26 protein-coding genes are annotated in these 24,612 nt (G+C 58.1%); 9 read left to right on the forward strand and 17 right to left on the reverse strand.

Going from position 1 to position 24,612, the window contains the following annotated elements:
• Window positions 1-26: 26 nt before the first annotated feature.
• Window positions 27-758, forward strand: coding sequence for a tRNA (guanosine(46)-N7)-methyltransferase TrmB (gene trmB / locus GJU83_RS17935; RefSeq protein WP_153634878.1), 732 nt, complete (start codon window positions 27-29; stop codon window positions 756-758).
• Window positions 759-775: 17 nt separating this feature from the next.
• Here the strand turns inward: trmB and GJU83_RS17940 are convergent, their stop codons facing one another.
• The 10 genes from GJU83_RS17940 to GJU83_RS17985 form a co-directional block, all read right to left on the reverse strand.
• Window positions 776-1,309 carry a hypothetical protein gene (locus tag GJU83_RS17940; protein WP_153634879.1) on the reverse strand — a complete coding sequence of 178 codons (534 nt, stop codon included), beginning with the start codon at window positions 1,307-1,309 and terminating at the stop codon, window positions 776-778.
• Window positions 1,309-2,475, reverse strand: coding sequence for a radical SAM family heme chaperone HemW (hemW, locus tag GJU83_RS17945; protein ID WP_153634880.1), 1,167 nt, complete (start codon window positions 2,473-2,475; stop codon window positions 1,309-1,311). Before hemW ends, GJU83_RS17940 begins: the two co-directional genes overlap by 1 nt.
• 5 nt (window positions 2,476-2,480) lie before the next feature.
• Window positions 2,481-3,080, reverse strand: a complete 600-nt coding sequence (rdgB, locus tag GJU83_RS17950; RefSeq protein WP_069184762.1) for an RdgB/HAM1 family non-canonical purine NTP pyrophosphatase — start codon at window positions 3,078-3,080, stop codon at window positions 2,481-2,483.
• A 5-nt stretch (window positions 3,081-3,085) separates the two neighbouring features.
• Complete coding sequence (locus tag GJU83_RS17955) at window positions 3,086-3,541, reverse strand: DUF4426 domain-containing protein (RefSeq protein ID WP_153634881.1); 456 nt, start codon at window positions 3,539-3,541, stop codon at window positions 3,086-3,088.
• Window positions 3,542-3,543: 2 nt separating this feature from the next.
• Window positions 3,544-4,143 (reverse strand): methionine biosynthesis protein MetW, encoded by a 600-nt coding sequence (gene metW / locus GJU83_RS17960; RefSeq protein WP_069184764.1) that lies wholly within the window; start codon window positions 4,141-4,143, stop codon window positions 3,544-3,546.
• Window positions 4,140-5,288 (reverse strand): homoserine O-succinyltransferase MetX, encoded by a 1,149-nt coding sequence (gene metX, locus GJU83_RS17965; protein WP_153634882.1) that lies wholly within the window; start codon window positions 5,286-5,288, stop codon window positions 4,140-4,142. The genes metW and metX overlap by 4 nt, the downstream gene beginning before the upstream one ends.
• 127 nt (window positions 5,289-5,415) lie before the next feature.
• Window positions 5,416-7,380 carry a dynamin family protein gene (locus GJU83_RS17970; protein ID WP_136630823.1) on the reverse strand — a complete coding sequence of 655 codons (1,965 nt, stop codon included), beginning with the start codon at window positions 7,378-7,380 and terminating at the stop codon, window positions 5,416-5,418.
• Between the two features lie 243 nt (window positions 7,381-7,623).
• Window positions 7,624-8,208: a YggT family protein gene (locus GJU83_RS17975; RefSeq protein WP_064228405.1), complete on the reverse strand. Its 585-nt coding sequence runs from the start codon at window positions 8,206-8,208 to the stop codon at window positions 7,624-7,626.
• Between the two features lie 22 nt (window positions 8,209-8,230).
• Window positions 8,231-9,064 carry a pyrroline-5-carboxylate reductase gene (gene proC / locus GJU83_RS17980; RefSeq protein WP_153634883.1) on the reverse strand — a complete coding sequence of 278 codons (834 nt, stop codon included), beginning with the start codon at window positions 9,062-9,064 and terminating at the stop codon, window positions 8,231-8,233.
• 61 nt (window positions 9,065-9,125) lie between these two features.
• The gene (locus GJU83_RS17985) at window positions 9,126-9,830 is read right to left on the reverse strand and encodes a YggS family pyridoxal phosphate-dependent enzyme (protein WP_153634884.1); all 705 of its coding nucleotides are present in this window, start codon (window positions 9,828-9,830) and stop codon (window positions 9,126-9,128) included.
• 140 nt (window positions 9,831-9,970) lie between these two features.
• Between GJU83_RS17985 and GJU83_RS17990 the strand changes: the two genes are divergently transcribed.
• The 3 genes from GJU83_RS17990 to GJU83_RS18000 all read left to right on the forward strand — a co-directional run bounded on the left by GJU83_RS17990 (window position 9,971) and on the right by GJU83_RS18000 (window position 13,868).
• Window positions 9,971-11,005: a type IV pilus twitching motility protein PilT gene (locus GJU83_RS17990; RefSeq protein WP_058091364.1), complete on the forward strand. Its 1,035-nt coding sequence runs from the start codon at window positions 9,971-9,973 to the stop codon at window positions 11,003-11,005.
• Window positions 11,006-11,221: 216 nt separating this feature from the next.
• Entirely contained in the window at window positions 11,222-12,343 is a 1,122-nt protein-coding gene (locus tag GJU83_RS17995; RefSeq protein ID WP_069184769.1) for a PilT/PilU family type 4a pilus ATPase, read from the forward strand.
• A 241-nt stretch (window positions 12,344-12,584) separates the two neighbouring features.
• Window positions 12,585-13,868 (forward strand): OmpP1/FadL family transporter, encoded by a 1,284-nt coding sequence (locus tag GJU83_RS18000; RefSeq protein WP_069184832.1) that lies wholly within the window; start codon window positions 12,585-12,587, stop codon window positions 13,866-13,868.
• A 36-nt stretch (window positions 13,869-13,904) separates the two neighbouring features.
• Here the strand turns inward: GJU83_RS18000 and GJU83_RS18005 are convergent, their stop codons facing one another.
• Window positions 13,905-14,279, reverse strand: a complete 375-nt coding sequence (locus GJU83_RS18005; protein ID WP_069184770.1) for a hypothetical protein — start codon at window positions 14,277-14,279, stop codon at window positions 13,905-13,907.
• Window positions 14,280-14,511: 232 nt separating this feature from the next.
• Entirely contained in the window at window positions 14,512-17,244 is a 2,733-nt protein-coding gene (polA, locus tag GJU83_RS18010) for a DNA polymerase I (protein WP_069184771.1), read from the reverse strand.
• A gap of 87 nt (window positions 17,245-17,331) precedes the next feature.
• On the opposite strand from polA, the gene GJU83_RS18015 reads away from it, so the two are divergent.
• On the forward strand, window positions 17,332-17,670 hold the full coding sequence (locus GJU83_RS18015; RefSeq protein WP_069184772.1) for a DUF2782 domain-containing protein: 339 nt from the start codon (window positions 17,332-17,334) through the stop codon (window positions 17,668-17,670).
• Window positions 17,671-17,677: 7 nt separating this feature from the next.
• Here the strand turns inward: GJU83_RS18015 and GJU83_RS19095 are convergent, their stop codons facing one another.
• Complete coding sequence (locus tag GJU83_RS19095) at window positions 17,678-17,887, reverse strand: fibronectin type III domain-containing protein (RefSeq protein WP_227514595.1); 210 nt, start codon at window positions 17,885-17,887, stop codon at window positions 17,678-17,680.
• A gap of 455 nt (window positions 17,888-18,342) precedes the next feature.
• Between GJU83_RS19095 and GJU83_RS18025 the strand changes: the two genes are divergently transcribed.
• Window positions 18,343-18,765, forward strand: a complete 423-nt coding sequence (locus GJU83_RS18025; RefSeq protein WP_069184774.1) for a hypothetical protein — start codon at window positions 18,343-18,345, stop codon at window positions 18,763-18,765.
• 96 nt (window positions 18,766-18,861) lie between these two features.
• Here the strand turns inward: GJU83_RS18025 and GJU83_RS18030 are convergent, their stop codons facing one another.
• Both GJU83_RS18030 and pyrE read right to left on the reverse strand, forming a co-directional pair.
• On the reverse strand, window positions 18,862-19,515 hold the full coding sequence (locus GJU83_RS18030; protein ID WP_069184775.1) for a DUF4124 domain-containing protein: 654 nt from the start codon (window positions 19,513-19,515) through the stop codon (window positions 18,862-18,864).
• Window positions 19,516-19,518: 3 nt separating this feature from the next.
• The gene (pyrE, locus tag GJU83_RS18035; RefSeq protein ID WP_069184776.1) at window positions 19,519-20,157 is read right to left on the reverse strand and encodes an orotate phosphoribosyltransferase; all 639 of its coding nucleotides are present in this window, start codon (window positions 20,155-20,157) and stop codon (window positions 19,519-19,521) included.
• An 81-nt stretch (window positions 20,158-20,238) separates the two neighbouring features.
• Here pyrE and GJU83_RS18040 point away from each other — a divergent pair, with 81 nt between their 5' ends.
• Complete coding sequence (locus GJU83_RS18040; RefSeq protein WP_069184777.1) at window positions 20,239-21,045, forward strand: exodeoxyribonuclease III; 807 nt, start codon at window positions 20,239-20,241, stop codon at window positions 21,043-21,045.
• A 150-nt stretch (window positions 21,046-21,195) separates the two neighbouring features.
• Here GJU83_RS18040 and rph read toward each other — a convergent pair whose 3' ends face one another.
• Window positions 21,196-21,912, reverse strand: a complete 717-nt coding sequence (gene rph, locus GJU83_RS18045; protein ID WP_069184778.1) for a ribonuclease PH — start codon at window positions 21,910-21,912, stop codon at window positions 21,196-21,198.
• A 168-nt stretch (window positions 21,913-22,080) separates the two neighbouring features.
• Here rph and GJU83_RS18050 point away from each other — a divergent pair, with 168 nt between their 5' ends.
• Entirely contained in the window at window positions 22,081-22,947 is an 867-nt protein-coding gene (locus GJU83_RS18050; RefSeq protein WP_069184779.1) for a YicC/YloC family endoribonuclease, read from the forward strand.
• 21 nt (window positions 22,948-22,968) lie between these two features.
• On the opposite strand, the gene GJU83_RS18055 is transcribed toward GJU83_RS18050, so the two are convergent.
• Entirely contained in the window at window positions 22,969-23,796 is an 828-nt protein-coding gene (locus tag GJU83_RS18055) for an RluA family pseudouridine synthase (protein ID WP_069184780.1), read from the reverse strand.
• A gap of 149 nt (window positions 23,797-23,945) precedes the next feature.
• On the opposite strand from GJU83_RS18055, the gene gmk reads away from it, so the two are divergent.
• Window positions 23,946-24,578 (forward strand): guanylate kinase, encoded by a 633-nt coding sequence (gene gmk, locus GJU83_RS18060; protein WP_069184781.1) that lies wholly within the window; start codon window positions 23,946-23,948, stop codon window positions 24,576-24,578.
• Window positions 24,579-24,612: the final 34 nt, after the last annotated feature.

The raw sequence follows: 24,612 nt of genomic DNA on the forward strand, positions 1-24,612 counted from the left end.
CCGCTGCCTGCGGTTAAGGATTGCAGATGACAGACCAGAAAGAACCGCAAGATCCCAAAGATTCCGCCGATTCCCCGGTCACGACCCGTCGCGGTGTGCGTAGCTTCGTTCTGCGGCAGGGCCGCATGACGGAAGGCCAGAAAAAGGCGTTTGAACGGAGTTGGCCGAAGTACGGCCTGACCCGCGAGAACGGAATGATCGACCCTCGTGAGGTTTTTGGCCGAGACAACATGCTTAACCTGGAAATCGGTTTTGGCATGGGACGGTCCCTGGCAGAGATGGCCGAAGCGGCTCCCGAGCAGGATTTTATCGGGGTTGAAGTTCATCAGCCCGGTGTCGGCGCATTGCTCAAGGAGATCGAGGATCGGGGCCTTGAAAATGTCCGGATATACAGTATCGATGCCAACGATGTCATTGATCTTTGCCTGCCGGACGCCTGTCTTGATCGCGTGATGGTGTTCTTCCCGGACCCCTGGCACAAGAAAAAGCATCACAAGCGTCGACTGATCCAGCACGAGTTCGTCCAGCGGGTCCGTCACAAGCTGAGGGTCGGTGGCATCCTGCACCTGGCGACTGATTGGGAAAACTACGCCGAGCACATGCTTGAGGTAATGAATGAGTCCGAGGGCTTTGCCAATACTCAGGAGTCCGGCGGCTATTCGCCTCGCCCCGACGACCGTCCCATTACCAAGTTTGAAAAGCGGGGTGAAACCCTGGGCCACGGTGTCTGGGACTTGCTGTTCTACCGGACGAACTGATTGCCGGCGAACAGGGATCAGTGATGCGCCAGTGGATGGCGCCGGGCCGCCCGGATAATGACCAGACCGGCAATGCCGAGCGTCAACGCTGTAAACTTGATCAACGCGCACAGGGTTGCGGACAGGCTCAGTTCGTCAGTGGGTGGATTGAAGTTGTTCAGCAACAGAATGTTTTCTGTGCCATCGCTGAGGCCGGCGGTAACGAACAGGGCTCGTATCCATCTTGCAACCATCCGCTCCCTGACTCCCGGACGATCTCGAGTGAAATGCCGGGTAAGATGGATCAGGGCCAGCATGTAGGCGGGGATAAATAAGAAGTCCAGCCACAGTGAAACTTTCGCCCATGCAACCCCTTCGCCTCCCCAGCTTCGAAAAATCGCGTGGGCCTGATCAGCGGTGCCGGCCAGCTGGTAGCTGACGATTCCCTGGGGCGCCGAGGCAGTCTGAAGTGGCTGGTTGACCATAAGCAGGGCAAACAGCAGCACGGCGGCCACAAGCAAGCTGGCTTTCAGGCTTTTGGGATAGGCGGCCACTCCGTGTGCAGGGTCCATCAGAGAAAACGCTCCAGCAGGCTGTTCAGGTATCGCTGGCCCAGGTCCGTTGCCTGCAACCGATCGCTTACCAGCAGCTTTTCATTTCGCAGTTGTTCAAGTTTTACCCCAACTGTAGTCAGGGGTAAACCCGTCCGGCCTGAAAAAAGGCTTTCATCCACTCCTTCTTTCAGCCTCAGGGCATTCATCATGAATTCCAGAGGCAGATCTTCCCAGGCGATGAGATCGGTGCCGGCAGTGCGGCTGCCGATCCGGTTCAGATAGGCATCCGGCTGGCGCGTCTTCCAGTATCGCCGGATACTGCTGTCGGCGAGGCTTATCTTGCCATGGGCGCCGGCCCCCAGGGCCAGATAGTCCCCGAAGGTCCAGTAGTTCAGGTTATGGCGAGAGGCTTTTCCGCGAAGACTCCAGGCCGAGACTTCGTAATCCTGGTATCCCCGTTTGTGCAGCAGCTCAGCTCCCTGGCGATAGATGTCCCACAAGTGGTCGTCGTCTGGCAGGTCCGGAGGCCGGCTGTAGAACTCGGTGTTGGGTTCCAGGGTCAACTGGTACCAGGACAGGTGGGGTGGCTCATACTGCAGAGCAGTCTGGATATCGTCCAGGGCCTGCTCCGGGGTCTGTCCCGGCAGACCATGCATCAGGTCGATGTTGAAATTGTCGAAGCCGGCCCGGCGTGCCGCATCTATCGCCCGATGGGCGGCATCGGTGTCGTGAATGCGCCCGAGGTTTCTGAGATGGTCGGGGTTGAAGCTCTGGACTCCGATGGAGAGACGGTTTATCCCCGATTCTCGAAAAGCTTCGAAGCGGCCGGCTTCAAGCGTGCCCGGGTTGGCTTCCAGGGTGATTTCGGCATCCGCCTTGAAGGCAAGTCTTGCCCGTAGTTCCCGGAACAGGCGGTCGTAGAATTCGCCGCTCATCAGGGACGGGGTGCCGCCGCCAATGAACACGGTTTCTATCGGTCGGTCGGCGGCAAAGGCCAGATCCTGGTCGAGATCTTCGAGCAGGGCCTCCAGATAGGCAGACTCGGGTATGGTCCCGGTAAAGGCATGGGAATTGAAATCGCAGTAGGGGCACTTTCGCACGCACCATGGCACGTGGATATAAAGGCTCAGGGGCGGCCTGACCGCGGTTGGCTGCTGATCTTCCTCGGGGTTGGTATTGCTCAACTGTCTCAGGCCTCGGCCTTGAGCTGATCCAGCAGAATCGTCAGGGCTCGTCCGCGGTGGCTGATGCTGCTTTTCTCGGATCGGGACAGTTCGGCTGCACTGCAGCCATGCTCCGGTGCGAGGAACACCGGGTCATAACCAAAGCCGCCGCTGCCTCGGGGTGATCTGAGGATCGAGCCCGGCCAGCGGCCATGGCAGATGATGGGCGTGGGGTCATCGGCGTGACGCAGGTATACCAGTACGCAATGAAACTGGGCGTTCCTCTGGTCGTCTGGCACGTCGGCCATGGCGTCCAGTAGGGCGTTTACGTTGTCCTGATCGGTCGCATCTGCGCCGGCAAAGCGGGCGGAACGAACCCCGGGACGGCCTCCCAGGGCATCCACCGCCAGGCCGCTGTCGTCTGCCAGGGCCGGAAGGCCGGTTTCCCTAGCGGCGTGGCGGGCTTTGAGGATGGCGTTTTCAACAAAGGTAACCGCCGGCTCCTCGGCTTCGTTGACACCCAGGTCGCCCTGGGCAACCGGCGTCATGCCCAGAGGCGACAGAAGCTCCGTCAATTCGGCGATTTTCCCTTTGTTATTGCTGGCGATGACGAGTTTTTCGGTCATAGTGCTTAATCGCTGAACAGTGTGTGAGCAAACCGCACCGCCAGGTCCTGCTGGTGTCCGGTAGGACGGGCCGTGACATTGAAGGTCATCAGCTCACCGGATGAGTACTGGTACTCGGCGATAAAGTACACAGAGTCGCCTTCCTGGATGCGGCGGAACGCCAGGAAACGAACCTGCTGGACATCATTGGTGACCTTGCCTTCCACCTGGCCACTGACCGGGGACATGGATCCGTCCTCGTTTTCCTCCATGATGGAAATATTGACGATGCCGATGCCCTTGCTGCGTTGGAGATTGTTCGCCTTGGCAACTTCAGGGGCGAGGAACGTGCTGGGCAGGACACTCCAGAGCACCGTGTACTCCCCGAAATCTTTCGAGCCAGCCTGTGCCTGCAGGCTGAACAGGCCAATCAGAGCAATTCCCAGAAGGTTACGGAATGTGGAGAAGGTTTTCGCAATCATCGCTATGTCTCCCGTGTGATTCGGTAAATGGCGATTTCACCCAACAAATTCGGCCACAGCCGCGCCAGCCAGCTGTTTTGGTGCTGGCCGTCGACCACCCTCCGGCTTTTGATTCTGATGCCTTTCTGCCGGCACAGGGCCTCAAAATCCTTGAAAGTGCACAGCCTTATGTTGGGCGTGTTGTACCATTTATACGGCAGTGCTTCGGATTCGGGCATACGTCCGCTCAAAGTCAGTCCCCAACGCAGTCGCCAGTGGGCAAAGTTCGGGAAGGTAACGATGCCTTCTTTGCCAACCCGGAGCATCTCATCCAGCACCTTGTCGGGGCGCCGCACCGCCTGGAGCGCCTGGGTCATCAGAACAACATCGAAACTGCCATCATCAAAGTTGCCCAGCCCCTGAGTGTCCAGGTTCTGTTCGATGACCGCCACTCCCCGGCCCATACAGGTGGTGATGTGGTCCGGGTTGATTTCCAGGCCGAAGCCACTGGCCCCGCGCTCCCTCTGGAGGAAGTCGAGCAGGGTGCCGTCGCCGCAGCCCAGGTCCAGGACGTGATGGCCCGGCTGAACCCATTGCTGGATGATTTCGAGATCCGGTCTCATGCGCCGACCTCCCGTGCAACCCGGTCCATGTAGGCGTTGAATATGTCAGTGTACCTCGGGGTCGGAATCAGGAATGCGTCATGGCCCCAGGGAGCATCCACCTCGGCGTAGCTGACCTTCCGGCGGGCGGCTATCATGGCGTTGACCATTTCCTCGGAGCGGGCGGGCGTGAAACGCCAGTCGGTGCTGAACGACAACACCAGGTATTCACAACTGGCCCCCGACAGTGCTTTCGAAAGGTCACCGCCAAACTCGTAGGCCGGGTCAAAATAATCCAGCGCCCGGGTCATCAGCAGATAGGTATTGGCATCGAAAGACTCTGAAAACCGCTCGCCCTGGTAACGAAGGTAGCTTTCTACCTGAAATTCCGCGTCGTAACCAAACTTGTAGGCCTGGTCACGTAGTTCGCGGCCAAATTTTTCGCCCATGGAGGCATCTGACAGGTAGGTGATGTGCCCCACCATTCGAGCCAGCATCAGGCCACGCCTTGGAACAGTCTCAAAGTCGTAGTAGCGACCGTCGTGAAACTCCCGGTCGGTGGTGATGGCCTGGCGTGCCACCTCGTTGAACGCAATATTCTGCGCCGTGAGTCTGGGCGTGGAGGCAATCACCACGGCGTGCCTCAGCCGGTCGGGATAATCCAGGCTCCACTGCAGGGCCTGCATGCCGCCGAGGGAGCCGCCAACAACCGCCGCCCAGCATTGAATGCCAAGCCGGTCGGCCAGCAATGCCTGGCTCTTGACCCAGTCGCCCACGGTGATGACCGGAAACTCCGGGCCGAAAGGTTTTCCGGTTTCCGGGTTGATACTGTTTGGCCCTGTGCTGCCGTGACAGCCGCCCAGGTTGTTCAGGCTGACAACGAAAAAACGGTCGGTATCGATCGGTTTGCCTGGGCCAATGCAACTGTCCCACCAGCCCGGTTTCCGGTCGTCAGCGGAATTATAGCCTGCGGCATGATGGTGGCCACTCAAGGCATGGCAGATAAGAACGGCGTTGCTGGCATCGGCATTCAGGGTGCCGTAGGTTTCCACGACCAGGTCGTAGTTTTCCAGGGTCTGACCACAGGCCAGATCGATGGGAGCGTCGAAATGATAGGTCTGCGGGGTGACAATCCCGACAGAATCCGCAGGCAGGGTATCAGGCATCGGCGCGATTGGTTCCTGGTTCGATCCGTAAGTGTCTGGAAACGCAATGGCAAAGCCATCGCCAGCCCAGCAGTTTAAAGCCGGGGCGTGATGGCTGCAACCGCCTGAATAGTTGCTCTCGCGGGGCTCAGACGGCCCCGGAGATATTCACAACTTTTTGCTGGATCAGGGTGGGGGCCGGCTTGCGGATCTGGCGCTGCATGGCATCGGCCAGTTCCAGCTGTTTGCGCAGATCGGCAATGGTGTTGGTGAGGCGCTGGCGCTCGGTTCGGCTGTCCCGGTCATTGCGCACCATGTCGCGAAGGCGCCGGATCTGGTGCTCCAGTAGCTGCTTCTGCTCCATGGAGTACTGCATGATCGGCAAGAGTGCCTCTGACGGCCAGCGTTCAACGTCGTGGCGAACGCGAGCGTGCAGGGTGCGGGCTTCGCCCACCATGACGTTGAAGAAACGGCGAACCAGAACCGACTGTTCGGTCAGAAGGTTCTTCGGGCTGATACGGAAGCGTCGGGCCTTCTTGCGCAACTCACGAATGGCGATGACGTGGCGCCCTGCGCGGAGCGGGATGGGCTCGAGATGACGGGCCCGGTTGTCCTCGTTGTAGCGACGGTAAATGGCGCCGACCATTTTCTCGGCCAGGTGCCCTTCGCTCAACAGGTTGGTCAGGTCGCTTTCAAGCAATTCGAAGAACTGGTCCATGGCGCGGTTCATGCCGGCGGTGGTCCAGCTTTTCGACATACTGGTGCGGACACGTTCAGCATGTTCTTCGAAACGGTCTTCGCTGACCAGTTTCTTCAGCAAGTCACCCTGGGAGTCCATCAGGCGCCGGCTGGAGCGCAGTGTAATCAGCTTCTTGTAATAAAAGTCGTAGTCTTTCTGGGCGCGCTCTGCCAGCCGGCCCAGCGCTGCCTTGTCCATGGTAACGCCTGCGCACGCCTGGAGTTCTTCCTCCAGGGATTCCAGCCGGTACTGCATCGCTGCCTGGCTATTCTGGAGCATGCCCAGGAGGTCGTTGATCAGGCTCTGGGTGATCAACTGTTCCTTGTGCATCAGGATGCGCTGGATAATCAGTTGCTCAAGCTGGCCGATATTGGATCGGTCAAACAGGTCGCTGTCTTTCCTGACCCTGGCCACCAGACCCTGTTTGGCGGAAACGGGGATAACATCATGCTGCCGCATGCCGAGGTGATCGGCGGTGTAGCCACGCACCCGCTCGATTGCCTCGTTGGTGTGGCGTTCACCCTGCAGGTCGTCCCAGAGCACATCGATCTTGTTCAGGACGGCAAAACGACCGGCGCGGTGATCGGCGTGTTGAGTGTCGATATGCTCCTTCCAGATGGTCATATCGCTGGCGGTCACACCGGTGTCGGCGCTGAGCACAAAGATGACCGCATGGGCCCGGGGCAGCATGCTGATGGTCAGTTCCGGCTCTGAACCCAGGGCATTCAGGCCCGGAGTGTCGAGGATGCGCAAACCGCGTTCGAACAGAGGGTGACGGATACTGATCTGGGCATTACGCCAGGCCGGCACGAGGACGTTGCCGGGGTTGTTGCGGTCGTGCTCCAGCATATCCTCGTCGAAGCCCAGTTTCCGGGCTTCATCCGGTGATACGCTTTTCACCCGGGCAACTTCGGCCAGCACTTCCCGCATGATTTCCGGGTCGCGCTCATCAAGCTCATGCTTTACCCACCGTTCCGGCTGTTTGCGCAGTTGCTGCAGGGACAGGTCTCCGTTTCGGGTTTCAATGGGCAGCAGGAGCAGGTAGTTCTCGTTGGCGCTGCGATCAAAAAACAGCTCGGTGGGGCACATGGTCGTACGCCCTGCCTGCGAAGGCAGCATGCGCTGGCCATATTCCGAGAAGAACAGGGCGTTGATCAGCTCGGTTTTCCCGCGGGAGTACTCGCCGACAAAGGCAATGGTAAGCTCATCCTCAATCAGCAGTTCCAGTCCATGGCGGATACGGGTGCTGACATCGTCGGAAAACAGATTGTTATCCTGCAGCCACAACCGGTATCGGCCGATCTGTCGGATCAGCTCTTTTTTCCAGTTGTGATAAGCCTCTACCTGCTGCGACAGAGTTCCCTGTTGGTTCATCGGATTTTCCTTCTGCGCGACTTCCGGGTATCCCGGTTCAAACGGGGTGCTCACGGGTGACGGATTAATTACCGTTAATACTATCCTGTTCTATCTATGTTTGCGGCAGAGCGGCACGGAGAGGATTGGAGGAAGTTGGAGGGTTTTGAGATAAAGGACTGCAAAATCAGTCGCTTGACGTTGCAGTCCGGAGATTATGGATTTCGTGGCTAAGTGTTACAAAGTGTATATTTGAGACGGGGTTTACATACCCAGCCCGATAGAGCCAAGGCCTGCGGCCATTTTCATATGCTCAATCACCACCGAAATTACGTTCAGAATCAGGAACACAATAATGGGTGACAGGTCCAGACCGCCCATGGAGGGCATGATATTGCGCACTGGGCGCATCACCGGTTCCGTGATCTGGGCGACCAGCTGAATCGCCGGGTGGCCGCTGCCGGGAGCTATCCAGCTGACGACCACCACCGCAATCACTGACCAGAAGTAGATCTTTACGATCAGGTCAAGAACGTTCAGCACGGCCCATACGAGCAGAGTGATCGGATTCACGGCGGGGATGCCGCCATTCAGGGCAACCAGTATCAGGAAGAAAGTGATGCCCTGGATGATGACCGCAAGCACCAGCGAAGCGCCATCCACACCGCCCCAGCCGGGAATGAAGCGGCGCAGCGGACGCAGCGGCGGATTGGTGGCCTTGACCACGAATTGTGAGATCGGATTATAGAAGTCTGCCCGGGCCAGTTGCAGCAGGAACCGGAGCAGCACAATGGTCATGTAGAAGGTGGATGCGATCAGCAGGATGGTAATCAGAATGTCTGCCAGCATGAAGCCGTGTCTCCGTTATCGGTTACTGTTTGCCTGCCAGTTCTTTGGCCATTTCTTCCGAGCGTTTGAACGCTGCTTTGTAGGCTTTGGATACCAGCTCGCGCATCCCACCTTCCTCAAAGGTGTTGATTGCCTGCTCGGTCGTTCCGCCGGGAGACATCACGTTGCGCTTGAGTTGGCCGGGGTCGTGCTCGCTTCTCGCGGCCATTTCGGCGGCTCCTGCCATGGTCTGGATGGCCAGTTCTCGCGCGGTTCCGGCAGCAATGCCTGCTTCGGTGGCAGTCTCTTCAAGCGCCTCGAGCATCAGGAAAAAATAGGCCGGGCCGCTACCGGAGAGAGCGGTAACCGCATGGAGCAGGTTCTCGTCCTCAACCCAGAGCGCTGAACCGATGCTTTCGAACACCGATTCCACCATTTTCTTCTGTTTGTCTTTCACCTCTGCGTTGGCGAACAGGCCCGCGGCCCCTTTGCCAACGAGGGAGGGTGTGTTGGGCATGACACGGACCAACGGCAGCCCGCCTCCCAGCCAGCCGTCCAGTGTGTCAGCTGTCAGTCCGGCGGCAATGGATACCATGAGGGGGCGTGTATTTTGAACGACCGGCGCGATATCGCGACAGACATCCGCCATTACCTGAGGTTTTACCGCGAGAACCACCATGTCGGCCTGCTGGGCGCAGTAGCGGTTGTCTGTCGTTACGCTCACGCCGAAGCGCTTGCGGATTTTTTGAAGGTGCGCGTCATCCGGCGCGCTCACCCAGATATTGCCGGCCTGATAGCCGTTATCCAGCATACCGCCAATGATGGCGCTGGCCATGTTGCCGGCACCAATAAAAGAAATGGTTGGTGATGTGCTCAAGGTTAACTCCCCGGTTGATCGTTTTAACGTCCGGTCCTGATCATAGCAGGAACCGGCAGATTCAGCGCTTTACTGGGCGTTGGCCGAAAAGTGCGGTGCCGACCCGTACCCAGGTGGCGCCCTCCGCAATAGCAACTTCCAGGTCGCCGGACATTCCCATGGACAGCGTGTCAAGCGGCCCGGCGTCGGGATGATCTGCCCTCAGTTGCTTCAGGGTATTGGCCAGCTTCCGGAAGCTGGCTCTCAACCCGGATTCGGGCTGATCCGGATCCGGAATGGCCATCAACCCTCTCAATGTAAGGTTTGGCAGTTCGCCGATCTCAGCCACCAGGTCCGGCAACTCCCCAAGCGTGCACCCGGATTTGCTGTCCTCTTCATTAATATTGACCTGAAGGCAGATATTCAATGGTGGCAGTGCAGGGTCACGCTGTTCGCTGAGGCGACGGGCAATCTTGAGGCGGTCGACGCTGTGCACCCAACTGAAGGCAGAAGCCATCTGCCGGGTTTTGTTGGACTGGATCGGGCCGATGAAATGCCACTCCAGGCCATTAAGGTCAGACAGCGCCTCGATCTTTTCCAGGGCTTCCTGCAGGTAGTTCTCCCCAAAGGCATGCTGACCGGCCGCGAAGGCTTCCCGCAGATCTTCCGGCGGTCGGGTTTTACTCACGGCGAGCAAATGCACAGCCCCCGGCTCGCGCCCAGCCTGCAATGTTGCTTTTTGTATGCGTCGGGTTACGCTCCCGATGTTGTCTGCTATGCTGCTCATAGTGTGAGATTGCCACGCTCGGTATGTCACTTGTACGGTGACACGTTACCCGCAGGTCACTGAAATGCCAAGTGAACCGCGCCGGGGCCCCGCCGGGCGGAAGCTACCAGGATAAAAGAAAAAGCCTTCCGAGGATTCCTATGGATATTACTGAACTGCTTGCCTTTTCGGCGAAACAGGGCGCGTCTGACTTGCACCTCTCTGCCGGCCTCCCCCCTATGATTCGTGTTGATGGTGATGTGCGTCGCATCAATCTGCCGCCCATGGAGCACAAAGAGGTCCACGGGCTGATCTACGACATCATGAACGACAAGCAGCGCAAGGACTACGAGGAATTCCTGGAAACCGACTTTTCCTTCGAAGTGCCCGGTGTTGCCCGTTTCCGTGTTAACGCCTTTAACCAGAACCGTGGCGCTGGTGCCGTGTTCCGGACCATCCCTTCCAAGGTGTTGACCATGGAAGACCTGGGTATGGGGCAGGTGTTCAAGGATATTTCGTCGGTGCCTCGCGGCCTGGTGCTGGTAACCGGTCCTACGGGTTCCGGTAAGTCCACTACCCTGGCGGCGATGATGGACTACATCAACGACACCCGGTACGAGCACATCCTCACCATCGAGGACCCCATCGAATTCGTGCACGACTCCAAGAAGTGCCTGGTCAACCAGCGGGAAGTTCACAGGGATACCCTCGGCTTCAACGAAGCACTGCGTTCAGCCCTGCGGGAAGACCCCGACATCATCCTGGTTGGTGAGCTTCGGGATCTGGAAACCATCCGCCTGGCACTGACGGCCGCGGAAACCGGCCACCTCGTATTCGGCACCCTGCACACCACCTCCGCTGCCAAGACCATCGACCGTGTGGTCGACGTGTTCCCGGCGGAGGAAAAGTCCATGGTTCGGTCGATGCTGTCCGAATCCCTGCAGGCGGTTATCTCCCAGACCCTGATGAAGAAAATGGGCGGCGGTCGGATTGCGGCTCACGAGATCATGATTGGCACCTCGGCGATCCGGAACCTGATCCGGGAAGACAAGATCGCCCAGATGTATTCGTCGATCCAGACCGGCGGTTCTCTGGGTATGCAGACCCTCGACCAGTGCCTGGAGCGGCTGCTGCAGAAGGGCCTTATTTCCCGTGAAGCAGCGCGGGCCAAGGCCAAGATGCCTGATAACTTTTAATTGGATTGCTCCCGGCCGTGTCGTTGGTGCCAGGAGCAGACGGGGAATTCATAAGACTCCCCGAATATAGTTTGACGGGTGGGGCGGGTTCCGCTTCCCGGGACTGTCTGCAGCATGGATGCTGCAGTCAAGCGTACATGGACGTATTCACAGCGTGTCCCGGGAAGCGGAACCCGCCCCACCCAAGCACCAAACGATGAAGATTGGGTACAAAAAATGGAATTCGAAAAGCTGTTGCGGCTAATGGTGGAAAAGGGCGGCTCGGACCTGTTTATTACGGCGGGCGTTCCCCCAAGCATGAAGGTGAACGGGAAAGTGCTCCCGGTCACCAAGAACGCGCTGACGCCGGAGCAGACGAGGGAGTTTGTCTACGGCGCCATGAACGACAAACAGCGCGCCGAGTTTGAGGAAACCCACGAGTGTAACTTTGCGATCAGTGCCCGGGGTATTGGCCGGTTCCGGGTGTCTGCGTTCTTCCAGCGGAACCTCTGTGGCATGGTGCTGCGTCGGATCGAGGTGAAGATTCCGCAGATTGACGACCTGTCGCTGCCGGAGGTTATCAAGGAACTCGCCATGACCAAGCGTGGCCTGATCATGTTCGTGGGCGCCACCGGTACCGGTAAGTCCACGTCCCTGGCGGCCATGCTGGGGCATCGGAACCGTAACAGTCGGGGGCACATCATTTCTATCGAAGACCCGATCGAATTCGTGCACCAGCATCAGGGCTGCATCGTTACCCAGCGTGAGGTGGGCATCGATACCGAAAGCTTCGAGGTGGCCCTGAAGAACACGCTGCGTCAGGCGCCCGACGTTATCCTGATCGGCGAGGTGCGGACCCGGCAGACCATGGAGTATTCCGTGCAGTTCGCCGAGACCGGTCACCTGTGTCTGGCCACCCTGCACGCCAACAACGCCAACCAGGCGCTGGACCGGATTATCCAGTTCTTCCCGCCGGAACAGCACAACCAGATCTGGATGGACCTGTCCCTGAACCTCAAGGCCATCGTGGCCCAGCAACTGGTGCCAACACCGGATGGCAAGGGACGTAAAGCGGTTATCGAAGTGCTGATCAATACCCCGCTGGTGGCGGATCTGATCCGCAAGGGCGAGGTGCATCGTCTGAAGGAGCTGATGTCGAAATCCAACGAGTCTGGCATGCAGACCTTTGACCAGGCCCTGTATCAGTTGTACGCAGAGGGCTCCATTACCTACGAAGATGCCCTGGCCCATGCCGACTCTGCCAACGACCTGCGCCTGATGATCAAGCTGGGTGCCGACGCTCAGGGGGCGGACAAGCTGTCTTCCTCTGTGGACAAGCTCTCGATACAGGACGACTGATACGATCAGGTTCTTTTTAGACTTTAGTTGTAGAAAGGTAGGCTCCTGAACCGTTAGGGATGGCATTTGAGGCCAGTAAGGGGTGGTGCGTATACTCCGCGCGATTCAATAAGGAGATACCATGCACCACCGATCTTCAATGCTTGCACGAGCCGTACGTTTTGCCACCCTCGCGGCGCTCGCCGCACCTGCCAGCACTCTCGCAGGCGGTTTTTCCCTCAATGAACAGAGCGCCAGCGCCATGGGCACCGCCAATGCCGGTGCCGCTGCCAACCCCGAGAATGCGACCACGGTTTTGTTCAATCCCGCCGGGATGAGCCAACTGTCCGGCACCAATATTTCTTTTGGTGCGGCGGTTCTGGATATTGATGCCGAGGCCAAGGAAAGTAGCATCCGGACGTCACGCAACAACCCTGCGGTACCCGTAAGTCCTGCCAGTAACGGCGGAGACATCGCTGACCCGGCTGTATTGCCCAACTTTTATCTCAGCCATGAGATCAACAAGTCGATTGATGTCGGTTTTGGAGTCCATGCGCCCTACGGCCTCGCGGCGGATTATGAAAACGATTTTGCCGGCCGCTTTTTCGCAGACAAAACAGAGCTTACGGCGATTGCGTTTACGCCCTCGATTTCTCTGAACAATGGCCGGGGACTTTCCATGGGGGTTGGTTTAAACATCCTCTATGCCGAAGGTCGCCTGAGTCGCTACCAGGACATCAGTGCCCAGGTAGGTGCCCCAGCGCTTGCACTTGAAGAGCCCTATGCGGATGCAGAGGGTGACGACGTTGGCATGACGTTCCGTGTTGGATTCCTTTATGAGCTGACCAGGGCCACTCAAATTGGCCTTACGCTTCAGACGGGCACGGAACTTGAGCTGGAGGGTGACCTGGAAATCTCTGGCATAGCCAATCCGGCTAATCCGATGGGACCGACAATGTCCGCCTCAGAAAATATCAAGGTGCCGTTGGCGATTCCTGAAAGCGCGACTCTCGGAGTGCGTCACAGCCTTACAGACGACGTTACTCTCCTGGCCGGTGCAACCTACGCCCGCTGGAGCCGGTTCGAGGAGCTTGATATCGTCAGCACCGAGGCTGGCGGTGCCATCAGCGGTGCACCGCAAGAGGGCGCCGTGATTTCTCACGTGACCGAGCAGTGGAAAAACAGCTGGCAGGTGAATGCCGGCGCTATCTGGCAGGCTTCGCCCGAGTGGGCGCTCAAAGCCGGGTATGCCTGGGATGAATCGCCTGTGGATCAGTATGTCACTGCCCGAATTCCCTCCAGTGATCGTCATTGGCTCACTCTCGGTGCCCAGTGGGCTGATGCCCAAAGCGGCTGGACGGTTGACGTGGCGCTTGGAACGCTGTTGTTCACGGACGATCCGCAAGTCAATGATAGGAACTATCAGCATGAAAATCCGAGTGAGATCGCGGAACTGGTGGCTGGTGTTCAAGACCCGAGCCGTTATGCTGCCGAGTACGATCTGAGCGCCTGGAGTGCTGCGTTCGAGGTAAGCAAGTCCTTCTGATCTCTCGTGAATCTGGTTGGCCAGCCCAAGGGCTGGTCAGCCAATAACCTGTCCCCGGTAAATCACCTTCTTCTTCCGTGGCGGGTCCAGCTTCCCTTCCTCCTGGTCGTCCGCCGATGCCGATGGGGCATCCGCTATCACCTGACCCCGATAGTTACGTTTGAAGCCATCATCTTCCTCCTCGGGTTCGATGTTCAGCTGTGGAACCTGTTCCTTGAGAGTTTCCCAGGTACGGGTCAACTGGCTTGAGCGGGTTTTTCGCGCGTAATCGGCCAGTTGTTGTTCCAGGTGCTCTTCCGTGAGGTGCAGTTTCACGCCGAATTCCGTGTGAATCAGGCGGCGGCACTGGTGAACCAGTTTCAGCACGCTGGGGTCCAGCAGCCAGCTACGTTCAGATGCCAGAGAAGTCATGGTTTGAGCCTCGGAGATGGATGTCACAACATGGCGCTGCCCGGATAATGTGGTGGGGCAGGGCGCCGACTCTAATTGCGTTGCGAATTTCGTGCCGTGACGGTATCGATTCCGGAGAGAAGGCGTGTCCACGGCCTGCCCTGGAGTCCGGAGACTCACAGGCAGGTTCGGGGGTTGGTACTGCGGTTGATTTCGGTGCGTTTTTGGCTTCCATGCCCTGTTCTGGGTCGAATCAATGTGCTTCATCCCAGTTGTCACCGGCGCCGGCTTCCACCAGCAGGGGTACGTCCAGTTCGGCTGCTGCCGACATGCGCTTCTCGAGTCCCGAACGGATCTTGTCGAGGGCCGACTCCTTCACTTCCAGAATCAATTCGTCGTGAACCTGCATGGTCATGCGGGCCTCATCAGCGTGATCCTTGAGTAGCCAGTTCTCCACATCCACCATGGCCCGTTTGATGATGTCCGCGGCTGTGCCCTGCATGGGCGCGTTGATCGCCGTTCGCTCGGCTGCCTGCTGCAGCTGTTTGTTGCGGGCGTTGATTTCAGGCAGGTACAGGCGCCGGCCAAAGAGCGTCTCGACGAAACCGTCGTCATGAGCCTGCTTGCGGATGTTGTCCATGTATTTCAGGACGCCGGGGTAGCGCTCGAAATAGCGGTCGATGTACTGCTGGGCGACCTTGCGCTCAACGTCCAGTTGCCGGGACAGCCCAAAGGCCGACATGCCATAGATCAGGCCGAAGTTGATGGCCTTCGCACTGCGCCGCTGGTCTGAGGACACTTCCTCGAGGCTGACGCCGAAGACTTCCGATGCAGTTGCCCTGTGGATGTCTTCGCCCTTTTCAAAGGCCTTCAACAGCCCCTTGTCGCCTGACAGGTGGGCCATGATCCGCAGCTCGATCTGGGAATAGTCGGCCGCCACCAGTTTGTAACCCTCAGGCGCGATAAAGGCCTGCCGTATACGGCGTCCCTGCTCGCTGCGAATGGGTATGTTCTGGAGGTTGGGCTCGGAAGACGACAATCGGCCGGTGGCGGTGACAGCCTGATGGTAGGAGGTGTGAACACGGCCGGTGCGGTGGTGAATCAACTCCGGCAGGGTGTCGGTGTAGGTGGACTTCAGCTTGCTAAGGCTGCGGTGCTCAAGAATCAGGCGCGGCAACTCATGCTCGTGGGCCAGTTCCTGCAGCACCGGTTCCGCCGTTGATGGTGCGCCCTTGGGGGTTTTCTTGATGACCGGGAGTCCCATCTTGTCGTAGAAGATTGCCTGCAACTGTTTGGTGGAGCCCAGGTTAAAGTTTTCACCGGCAACATCGTGAGCCTCTTTTTCCAGTTCCGCCATGCGCTCGGCCAGTTCCTGGCTGTGCTGGCGCAGCGTACTGGCGCTGATCAGGGTGCCTCTCTGCTCCATGCGCGAGAGCACCGGGACCAGTGGCAGATCGATTTCTTCATACACCGAAGCCAGTTTCCCGGTGGCTTTCAGCTGTGGCCTCAGGGTCTGGTGCAGGCGCAGGGTTATGTCTGCATCCTCGGCGGCGTAGGGAGCGGCTTTTTCCAGCTCGATCTGGTTGAACGTGAGCTGTTTGGCGCCTTTGCCAGCGATGGATTCGAAGCTGATGGTCTTCTCGCCGAGGTAGTGCATGGCGAGGCTGTCCATGTCGTGGCGGGTAGCGACAGAGTTCAGAACGTAGGATTCCAGCATAGTGTCCTCGGCAATGCCCTCCAGGGTGATGCCGTGGTTAGCCAGTACGTTCTTATCGTATTTCAGGTTCTGCCCGACCTTGGCCAGTTGAGGATCCTCCAGCAGCGGCTTGAGCTGCTCGAGAACCTGGTTGCGATCCAGCTGTTCGGGGGCGCCCATGTAGTCGTGGCCCAGGGGAACGTAAGCGGCTTCGCCCGGGTTGATCGCGAAGGAGACACCCACTATTTCAGCGTCGATATAGCGAAGGCTGGTGGTTTCCGTGTCGAAGGCAAACAGGTCGGCCGATTTCAGGCGCTCCAGCCATTGATCCAGCTCCTTCTGGTCGGTGATGACGCTGTAGTCTTTTTTACCGGCCTCTTGTTCGGGTTTGTCTTCTCTGGATTGGGGGTTGCTGGAGGATGAAGTCTCTTCCTGCTCCAGTTCGGCAATCCAGGTGCGGAACTCATATTCCTTGAACAATTCGAGCAGCTGCTCGTCATCCTGCTCCCGAAGCTTCAGGTCTTCCAGGCCAAAATCCAGTTCCACGTCCGTGCGGATGGTGGCCAGTTCGCGACTCAGGGGCAGTGTTTCTGTGGCCTCGCGCAGGTATTCGCCGATCTTGCCCTTGATCTCGTCAGCGTGCTCAATAACGTTGTCCAGGTTTTCGTAGCTTTGCAGCCATTTTACCGCGGTTTTCGGGCCACACTTGTTTACTCCGGGGATGTTGTCGACCTTGTCTCCGACCAGGGCGAGGTAATCGACGATCTGCTCCGGGGTCACGCCGAATTTTTCCACCACGCCGTCCCGATCCATCCGCGTCTCGGTCATGGTATTGATCAGGGTGACGTGATCGCTGACCAGTTGCGCCATATCCTTGTCGCCGGTAGACACCACCACATCAATGCCCTTGCTGGTCGCTTCGTTGGCAAGGGTGCCGATCACATCGTCGGCCTCAACGCCAGTCACTGTCAGCAGCGGCAGTCCCATGGCCTTGACGATCTCGTGAATGGGCTCGATCTGGCAGGCGAGATCCTCAGGCATGGGCGGCCGGTTAGCTTTGTACTCTTCATACAGGTCGTGCCGGAAGGTCTTGCCCTTGGCGTCGAAGACCACCACCATTTTTGAGCCGGGGAAATCCTGCTCCAGGCGTCGGATCATGCTGATAACGCCCTTGATGGCACCGGTCGGATGGTTCTTGCTTGTGGTCAGTGGCGGAAGTGCATGATAAGCGCGAAAAAGATAGGACGATCCGTCCACAAGAACCACGGGTGGGGTGTTTTTGCTGGTCATGTCAAAACAGGTCCGGAATCTGATTGAAGCGTGGGTTGGCTTGTGCAACTCTGTACTGAAATCGATGGACGAAAGGGTATCACGAAAATGAAACGAATCGCCTGCCCGGCTTTGTTGCTCGCCTGCCTGCCTCTGGCTGCCCTGGCGCAGGAGCAAGGCGCCCTGGATGAGACGCCGGTGGCAACCCCCGAGGAGCCGGTGGTGATCTCGGATTACCAGCCGGCGAGCGAGGGCCCGGAGATTGTTATCCGGCCGGGTGAAAAGGAAGTGTTCTACGAATACCGGGTTAATGGCCAACTCATGGAAATCAAGGTCGTGCCGGAGGCCGGCCCGGAGTATTACCTGGTGCCGGCAGACGGTGGCGGCTGGATCCGGGAAACCGAGTCCGACATGCTGGTGCCCAGCTGGGTGATTTTCCGCTGGTAAACCGCAATCAGATCAGGTCGATGGTAACCGGCGATGAACGTCGGCTCTCCAGTCCCTCGATATCTACGGTGGTAATTGCAAACTCGTAAGCGCCCGGAGCCATCTGCGCCAGAGAGAGGCTCGTTGTAGCGGGGCTTTCGATGCGGATTACCTTGAGGTTTTCCTGATGCCTCAGGCGGTAGTAAATTCTGAATTCGGCGATTTCTCCGGGTTTCAATGAGGAGCCATCTTCGCGCGTCAGCGGAGCCGTCCACCTTAGCTCTCTCCCCTCGGTCGCCGAGTATCCGGATCCTTGGGAATCTCCTCTGCAGCCAGCAAGAAGGAAAAGCGTGGCCAACAAGGGCAGAAGAATTCGGGCCAATGGCAGATGTCTTGGTCTACAGGTGATCATCGTTACTCACATACGTGCCGGAAATCGGCCTGATTTTGGGAAAAGCGTATGGAGCCAGAATAAAACGGGGAGACGGGCTTCTTTAACAGCCCGGCATTATGCCAGTCCGGTTTTCAGGATCAAGTGAATAATCCGTAAAACCCCTTATCCGTGCACCTCCTGCTTTTAGTATGAACATTCTAATTTTAGGGCGTAACTTTGATTGTGAGATTAAAGAAAGGCCCTCGTTGCACTGGTTTCGACAGGGTCTTGAAACCTTCAGGAAACCAAGGAGATTCATCATGGGTAAACTCAAGTCCTATCAGGAACAGCTTCAGGAAATCGTCGACAAAGGCATCAATGCCGCTGAAGAGCAGCAGAAAAAACTGGCTGCCAAGCCGTTCGACTACGCAGAAAAGCTGGAGTCCGAAGCGCGTGAATACAGCGTCAAGACCCTGCGCAAGCGCTACAACGGCTACAGCGACAGCTTGTTCGAGCAACTTCGCAACCTGAACAGCCGTTTCGGCAGCTTCGCTGGTGATCTGGTCGCCAAGCTGGAGAAAGAAGCCGCAGAAGGCGCGGATGCCGTGGCAGAAGCCGCTGACGACGTATCTGACGCTGCCAAGGATGCCAAGAAGTCAGTTGAGCCGAAGAAGCCGGCTGCCCGCAAGACCACTGCGCGCAAGACCACTTCTACTGCCAAGAAGAGCACCGCTTCCGCCTGAGCTGCGGATAGCGTCTCACTGACAGGTGAGTGAAATGAAAAAGGCCGCCGGTTTTACCCGGCGGCCTTTTTGTATGCAGGTGCGTTCCAGAAAAAATCAGTCTTCGGTTTCGGTGTGATCGAGTGGTACGGTCCGCGCCTCGCCAGTGACCTCTTCCAGGCGCTCTATGTCGGCCTCGAAGGCCTTGCGCAGCTCTTCGATTTCCTGGGTTTGTGAGGTGATTTCCCGCTCAATATCCCGTATCTGGGATTCCAGGCGCCGGATTTTTTCCAGCGTGGCGTCGGGAATCTCGCGACCGGCCCGCTCCATGTTGGCGGCACGGCTCTGTTCGCTATCCAGCTGGCTGGATATCACCGAAATGTTGCCTCGCTTGAGCTGTATCAGGCCCTCAAGCTCCCGGATTTTCCGATGCATGGCTTTTACCGCCTGATCCGGATGGCTGAAGCGCTTCAGTAGCGCGCGGTCCTTCTCGCGTTGCTCCGCGAGTTCCTTCTGGCGCTGCTTTTCCGCTTCCCGGGCGGCAATCTCTTCCTCGGTTGGCGCTGGCGGAATGGTCTCAATGACGCGGCCATTGTTGCTCAAAATGTCATAGCCACGTTTGGTGGCTTCCTGGGGAATGGTGCTGCTGATGACGATCTGGCCGTTTTCATCCGTGTAACGGTACATATTGGCCGCGACCTGGGCAGAGAAACCCAGGGCAAGCGCCAATGCCGTAGCTTTGACAGATATTGCGGTCAGACGATTGGCCATCAATCAGACTCCGTAACGATCCCGATAACTGGCCACCTTTTCGGCATGCCCGGCGAACTCCGGGTTGGCTTTGAGGTAGTCCAGCACTTGCTCAAGACGAATGATGCTCACCACCGGGATGCCGAATTCCTTTTCCACTTCCTGGATGGCGGACAGTTCGCCATTACCTTTTTCCTGACGATCGAGGGCAATAAGCACGCCTGCCGGTTCGGCCCCGGCAGCCCGGATGATGTCGATGGATTCCCGGATCGCTGTTCCGGCAGTGATTACATCATCAACAATCAGTACCTTGCCCTGTAACGGTGCGCCAACAATGTTGCCGCCCTCACCATGATCTTTCTTTTCCTTGCGGTTAAACGCAAAGGGTTTGCTGTTACCGTCTGTAGCCAAGGCCATGGCGGTAACGGTGGCCAACGGAATGCCCTTATAGGCAGGGCCGAAAATAATGTCATAATCCAGGCCGCTGCGTGCTATCGCGGCGGCATAAGCCTTGCTTAACTGAAGCAGGTCGTCCCCGGTGTTGAACAGACCGGCGTTAAAGAAGTAGGGGCTGGTTCGGCCCGACTTGAGCGTGAACTCACCAAAGCGTAGTACATTCCGGCGGATGGCAAATTCGATAAATGTTTGCTGATAGTCGTGCATGACAAGGCTTCTGGCGGGTGTTGTTCTTTAATTAGCGCGTAAAAACGGTATCATACACACAAACCGAATCAGGGAACACGTATGCGGGTAGTATCAATCAGCGTCAATGGCCTCGCCCAGGCTGTTGAAAAAGGCTTTTTCGACTGGCTGGCAGAGCAGGACGCTGACGTGGTCTGTGTCCAGGATCACCGCATGCGGGCCTACGAGATTGAAGACTACAACCTGATTCCGGAAGGGTACGAAGCCTATTTCATTGATGGCGAAAAAAACGAGGATGGCGGTGTCGGTATTTACACCCGCCATTTCCCGAAAGCCATCATGTACGGGTTCGCCAATGAACAGGCGGATCGCGAAGGCCGGTTCATTCAGGCCGATTTTGACAAGGTGTCTGTCGCCTGCGTGCTCGCGCCCTGCGCCCTTGGCCGCGAAGACGAGCTGATCGGCGAGGACGACCTCACGGTGCTGGATCACAAGGACGAGTTCATGGAGTCCTTCGGCCTACACATGCAGAAAACACTGCGCAAGCGTCGGCAGTTCATTTTCTGCGCCAACCTCCAGACCGCCCATCACGTAACCGATGCCAGCCCGCTATACCACAAGCTGGACTTCTCCGGCTTCCTGCCCCACGAGCGTGCATGGTTGGATCGCCTGTTTGACGAAATGGGCTGCGTCGACGGTTTCCGTGAGATCAACAAACAGAGCAACCAATTCACCTGGTGGCCCGAGCAGGCCGAGGGTTCCCGCAGGAATGCCGGCATTCGTGTGGATTACCAGCTACTGACACCTGGCATCCGCAAGACCATCGAGGACGGCTGGATCGACGATTCAACACGCTTCTCCGATCACGCCCCGGTGATCATGGATTACGACATAGAAATCGGCTTCTGAGGCGAGATCTTACCTTGATAGTAGCGGGTTCGGAGGGGGAGACCTTTTCGGGACCGTCTCCGGCCAGGGAGGGCCGGAGCCGAGCGCACATGGATGTGCTTGTAGCGTGTCCCGGAAAGGTCTCCCCCTCCGGACACGCGGGCGACAACCTTAATCAGCCAGCGCCGCCTTCTGAATCTCAAACAACTGCTCGATACCCTGTTTGGCCAGAGTCAGCATGCTGTCCAGCTCTGACTGGTCGAACGGAGCTCCTTCCGCCGTTCCCTGGATTTCAATGAATCCGCCCTGGTCAGTCATGATCACATTCATATCGGTCTCGGCTTCGGAATCTTCCGGGTAGTCCAGATCCACCACCGGCGTACCCTTGTAAACACCTACCGACAGAGCGGCGACCATCTGCTTGAGGGGCGATTTCTTCAGGCGCTTCTCGGCGACCAGGTGGTTCAGGGCGTCCACCAGCGCCACGCAGCCGCCGGTGATCGCCGCGGTGCGGGTGCCGCCATCGGCCTGGATGACGTCGCAATCGATGGTAATGGAGTGTTCGCCAAGGGCGGTCAGATCCACCGCAGCACGCAGGGAGCGACCAATCAGGCGCTGGATTTCGACGGTGCGACCACCCTGTTTGCCGCGGGCAGCCTCCCGACCCATTCGGCTGCCCGTGGAGCGGGGCAGCATGCCGTATTCGGCGGTGATCCAGCCCTTGCCTTCGCCCCTGAGAAATGGGGGAACCTTGTTTTCGACGGAGGCGGTGCAGATGACTTTGGTATCCCCGAATTCCACCAGCACCGAGCCTTCGGCATGACGGGTGTAGTTGCGGGTGATTCGAACATCTCTAGGTTGCTCGGGCGTTCTGCCGCTTGGACGCATAGTATTTCCTGAAATCATTATTGAATGTCCGGGCGCGTGTCCCGGTCGAACGTTTGTCGAAAAGGCCGGTCAGTATAACACGTTGGTGTTGGGCTTTTGTCCGGTTCGCCGACGCTGTTAAGAGCCTGTTAGACTGGGTTTATCATTATCTATCGAAGCGGAGCCAACATGATCCGAAGTATGACCGCATTTGCCCGCAAGGATGTCCAGGGAGACTGGGGTACGCTGACCTGTGAAATCCGGACCGTCAACCATCGATATCTGGAGCCCTCATTCCGGTTGCCGGAGGCTTTCAGGGAACTGGAAAACCGGTTTCGGGAAGAGCTGAGAAAACAGCTGAAACGGGGCAAGGTGGATGTGTCCATGCGCCTGCAGTCTGCAGAGAAGGCGTCCCAGAGCTTCGAGATCAGCAAAGACATGGCCCAGGCGGTGAATGAGGCGGCCAACCACATCAACCGGATGCTGGATAATCCGGCCCACATCAATGCCCTGGATATCCTCAGATGGCCGGGCGTATTGTCTGTGCCGGAGCAGGATTACAGCCCTGCAAAAGAGGCTGCTATAGGACTCTTCGAACAGACCGTGTCCGACCTGGCCTCGGTGCGCGAGCGTGAGGGGGAGCGCCTGCGGCCTCTGTTCGAGGATCGCCTCAATACCATGGGCAGTCTTGTCGCCGATGTGCGTAAACGCATGCCGGAATTGCTGGATGCCCAGGAAAAAACGCTTCGGGAGCGGTTTGAAAAAGCCAAAGTGGAGCTGGATGCCGAGCGGGTGGCCCAGGAGATGGTCATGCTGGCCCAGAAGAGCGATGTTGCCGAAGAATTGGATCGGTTAGACGCGCATATTGGCGAGGTGACGGATACCCTCAAAAGCGACGACGCTATAGGCCGGCGGCTCGACTTCCTGATGCAGGAGCTGAACCGGGAGGCCAATACCCTGAGCAGCAAGAGTATCGATGCCGGCGTCACACGCATCGCGGTGGATCTCAAGGTGCTCATCGAGCAGATGAGGGAGCAGGTGCAGAACCTGGAATAGCCCGGGCTTCTGTTTTAGTGGTCAGCTCTGGTTCTGTCCCAGGGTGTCCAGCTCTGCGGGCAGTTCGAACACCATCTTGCGTTTGTTGAGGGGACAGTCGAATTCGAGATAGAAGGCCAGGAGCTGCAAGGGAACGCCTGCGGCCCGACCATACAGGCGATCACCGATTATCGGGTGCCCGAGGCCAGCCAGATGGCGGCGGATCTGGTGCTTCCGACCGGTCTCGATACTGACCTGGAGCAGGGAAGTCTGCTCAGCCTCATTGGTCGCCAGTGTCGAAACATGACTGACCGCCGGTTTTCCCTCAACGGGCGCATCAACCACCTGGTCTTGCGTCTCCATCACGCCACACACTCGCGCTTTGTAACGCTTGGTCATGGTTCTGCCTGAAAAGCGCTGGGAAAGGGCGCCTGCGGCTTTCGGGTCATGGGCAATCAGCATCAGCCCGGCGGCATCGGCATCAAGTCGGTGGATCAGGTGGCAGGGGCGCTGGAGCTGAAGTTCCGCCAGGCGAAGCAGGCTGCAATGGTCACCCCACTGTGAGCCCTGGGCCAGCAGGCCGTGAGGCTTGAACCACACTGTGTAGCGCTCCAGATCGTCCAGTAGAACCGGATCCTCCGGTTTTCTCGCCAACACCTTTTCATCGTAGTAAAGCTGCAGCCGGATGCCCGGCTTGAGTTCCTTGGTGGCGCGGCGCAGTCGAAGGCGCTTGCCCTTGTGCGTCCACCAGCAAGCACCCTTCGCCATGGCATCCTTGATTTTCTGTCGGGAGAGCCCCGGCGCCGCCTCACTCAGGGCGTCTATGGCTTTGCTGGTTTGCTTCAAGTTGATATCGATGGTGGTTCGCATGGGATTTTGCAGTCATTGAGCGGATGGATAGGCAAATGGTATCAGCTGGCTCGCCTCTGGGGTGCGGTGTTTTGGCAAAGTCCGTATAATTCCCGGCTTTACCGGTCGAAACAGGCGGCCGTCGCGTTCAGGTTTGGAGTTCTCGGGTTATGAGTCAGGCAGTTGAGCAGGGTACTCTGTACGTTATCTCCGCGCCATCCGGTGCCGGCAAGACCAGCCTTGTGGCGGAAATGCTCCGCAATGACGAGAAACTCGGCGTGTCCGTTTCCCATACCACGCGCACTATGCGAGAAGGTGAGCAGGACGGGGTGAATTATCATTTCGTGAGCAGGGTCGAGTTTGAGGCGATGATCGCCCGGGGCGATTTTCTTGAGCACGCCGACGTCTTTGGTAACTACTACGGTACCTCCCAGGTCTGGGTTCGGGAAACCCTGTCAAAGGGCCAGGATGTGATCCTGGAAATTGACTGGCAGGGCGCCGCCCAGGTGCGCCGACTGATTCCCGAGTGTGTCAGCATTTTCATCGTTCCTCCTTCGCCTGAAGTGTTGCGCCAGCGACTGGTCGGGCGTGGCACCGATGCGCCGGAAGTGGTGGAGCGTCGTTTGGCAGAGGCTGAGGAGGAGTGCCGTCACGCGGTGGAGTTCGATTACCTGGTGGTCAACGATGACTTCGCCGCTGCGCTCGCTGATCTGCTGGCCATTGTTCGCGCCCAACGCCTGCGCATGGAGGTTCAGCAGCCCAGGCACCGGGCGCTCCTGGCGGGGTTGTCGGGCCCGCGCTGATACGGGGTTTTCCTGTATACAAATTGAACCGGTC

It is taken from the genome of Marinobacter salsuginis (assembly GCF_009617755.1).
Lineage (GTDB): Bacteria > Pseudomonadota > Gammaproteobacteria > Pseudomonadales > Oleiphilaceae > Marinobacter > Marinobacter salsuginis.

What these genes read in the sequence shown, in the direction of transcription:
- trmB (WP_153634878.1), top strand. Translation starts at nt 27, where the DNA reads ATGACAGACCAGAAAGAACCGCAAGATCCCAAAGATTCCGCCGATTCC.
- GJU83_RS17940 (WP_153634879.1), bottom strand. Translation starts at nt 1,309, where the DNA reads ATGGACCCTGCACACGGAGTGGCCGCCTATCCCAAAAGCCTGAAAGCC.
- rdgB (WP_069184762.1), bottom strand. Translation starts at nt 3,080, where the DNA reads ATGACCGAAAAACTCGTCATCGCCAGCAATAACAAAGGGAAAATCGCC.
- GJU83_RS17955 (WP_153634881.1), bottom strand. Translation starts at nt 3,541, where the DNA reads ATGATTGCGAAAACCTTCTCCACATTCCGTAACCTTCTGGGAATTGCT.
- metW (WP_069184764.1), bottom strand. Translation starts at nt 4,143, where the DNA reads ATGAGACCGGATCTCGAAATCATCCAGCAATGGGTTCAGCCGGGCCAT.
- metX (WP_153634882.1), bottom strand. Translation starts at nt 5,288, where the DNA reads ATGCCTGATACCCTGCCTGCGGATTCTGTCGGGATTGTCACCCCGCAG.
- GJU83_RS17970 (WP_136630823.1), bottom strand. Translation starts at nt 7,380, where the DNA reads ATGAACCAACAGGGAACTCTGTCGCAGCAGGTAGAGGCTTATCACAAC.
- GJU83_RS17975 (WP_064228405.1), bottom strand. Translation starts at nt 8,208, where the DNA reads ATGCTGGCAGACATTCTGATTACCATCCTGCTGATCGCATCCACCTTC.
- GJU83_RS17985 (WP_153634884.1), bottom strand. Translation starts at nt 9,830, where the DNA reads ATGAGCAGCATAGCAGACAACATCGGGAGCGTAACCCGACGCATACAA.
- GJU83_RS17990 (WP_058091364.1), top strand. Translation starts at nt 9,971, where the DNA reads ATGGATATTACTGAACTGCTTGCCTTTTCGGCGAAACAGGGCGCGTCT.
- GJU83_RS17995 (WP_069184769.1), top strand. Translation starts at nt 11,222, where the DNA reads ATGGAATTCGAAAAGCTGTTGCGGCTAATGGTGGAAAAGGGCGGCTCG.
- GJU83_RS18000 (WP_069184832.1), top strand. Translation starts at nt 12,585, where the DNA reads ATGGGCACCGCCAATGCCGGTGCCGCTGCCAACCCCGAGAATGCGACC.
- GJU83_RS18005 (WP_069184770.1), bottom strand. Translation starts at nt 14,279, where the DNA reads ATGACTTCTCTGGCATCTGAACGTAGCTGGCTGCTGGACCCCAGCGTG.
- polA (WP_069184771.1), bottom strand. Translation starts at nt 17,244, where the DNA reads ATGACCAGCAAAAACACCCCACCCGTGGTTCTTGTGGACGGATCGTCC.
- GJU83_RS18015 (WP_069184772.1), top strand. Translation starts at nt 17,332, where the DNA reads ATGAAACGAATCGCCTGCCCGGCTTTGTTGCTCGCCTGCCTGCCTCTG.
- GJU83_RS18025 (WP_069184774.1), top strand. Translation starts at nt 18,343, where the DNA reads ATGGGTAAACTCAAGTCCTATCAGGAACAGCTTCAGGAAATCGTCGAC.
- GJU83_RS18030 (WP_069184775.1), bottom strand. Translation starts at nt 19,515, where the DNA reads ATGGCCAATCGTCTGACCGCAATATCTGTCAAAGCTACGGCATTGGCG.
- pyrE (WP_069184776.1), bottom strand. Translation starts at nt 20,157, where the DNA reads ATGCACGACTATCAGCAAACATTTATCGAATTTGCCATCCGCCGGAAT.
- GJU83_RS18040 (WP_069184777.1), top strand. Translation starts at nt 20,239, where the DNA reads ATGCGGGTAGTATCAATCAGCGTCAATGGCCTCGCCCAGGCTGTTGAA.
- rph (WP_069184778.1), bottom strand. Translation starts at nt 21,912, where the DNA reads ATGCGTCCAAGCGGCAGAACGCCCGAGCAACCTAGAGATGTTCGAATC.
- GJU83_RS18050 (WP_069184779.1), top strand. Translation starts at nt 22,081, where the DNA reads ATGATCCGAAGTATGACCGCATTTGCCCGCAAGGATGTCCAGGGAGAC.
- GJU83_RS18055 (WP_069184780.1), bottom strand. Translation starts at nt 23,796, where the DNA reads ATGCGAACCACCATCGATATCAACTTGAAGCAAACCAGCAAAGCCATA.
- gmk (WP_069184781.1), top strand. Translation starts at nt 23,946, where the DNA reads ATGAGTCAGGCAGTTGAGCAGGGTACTCTGTACGTTATCTCCGCGCCA.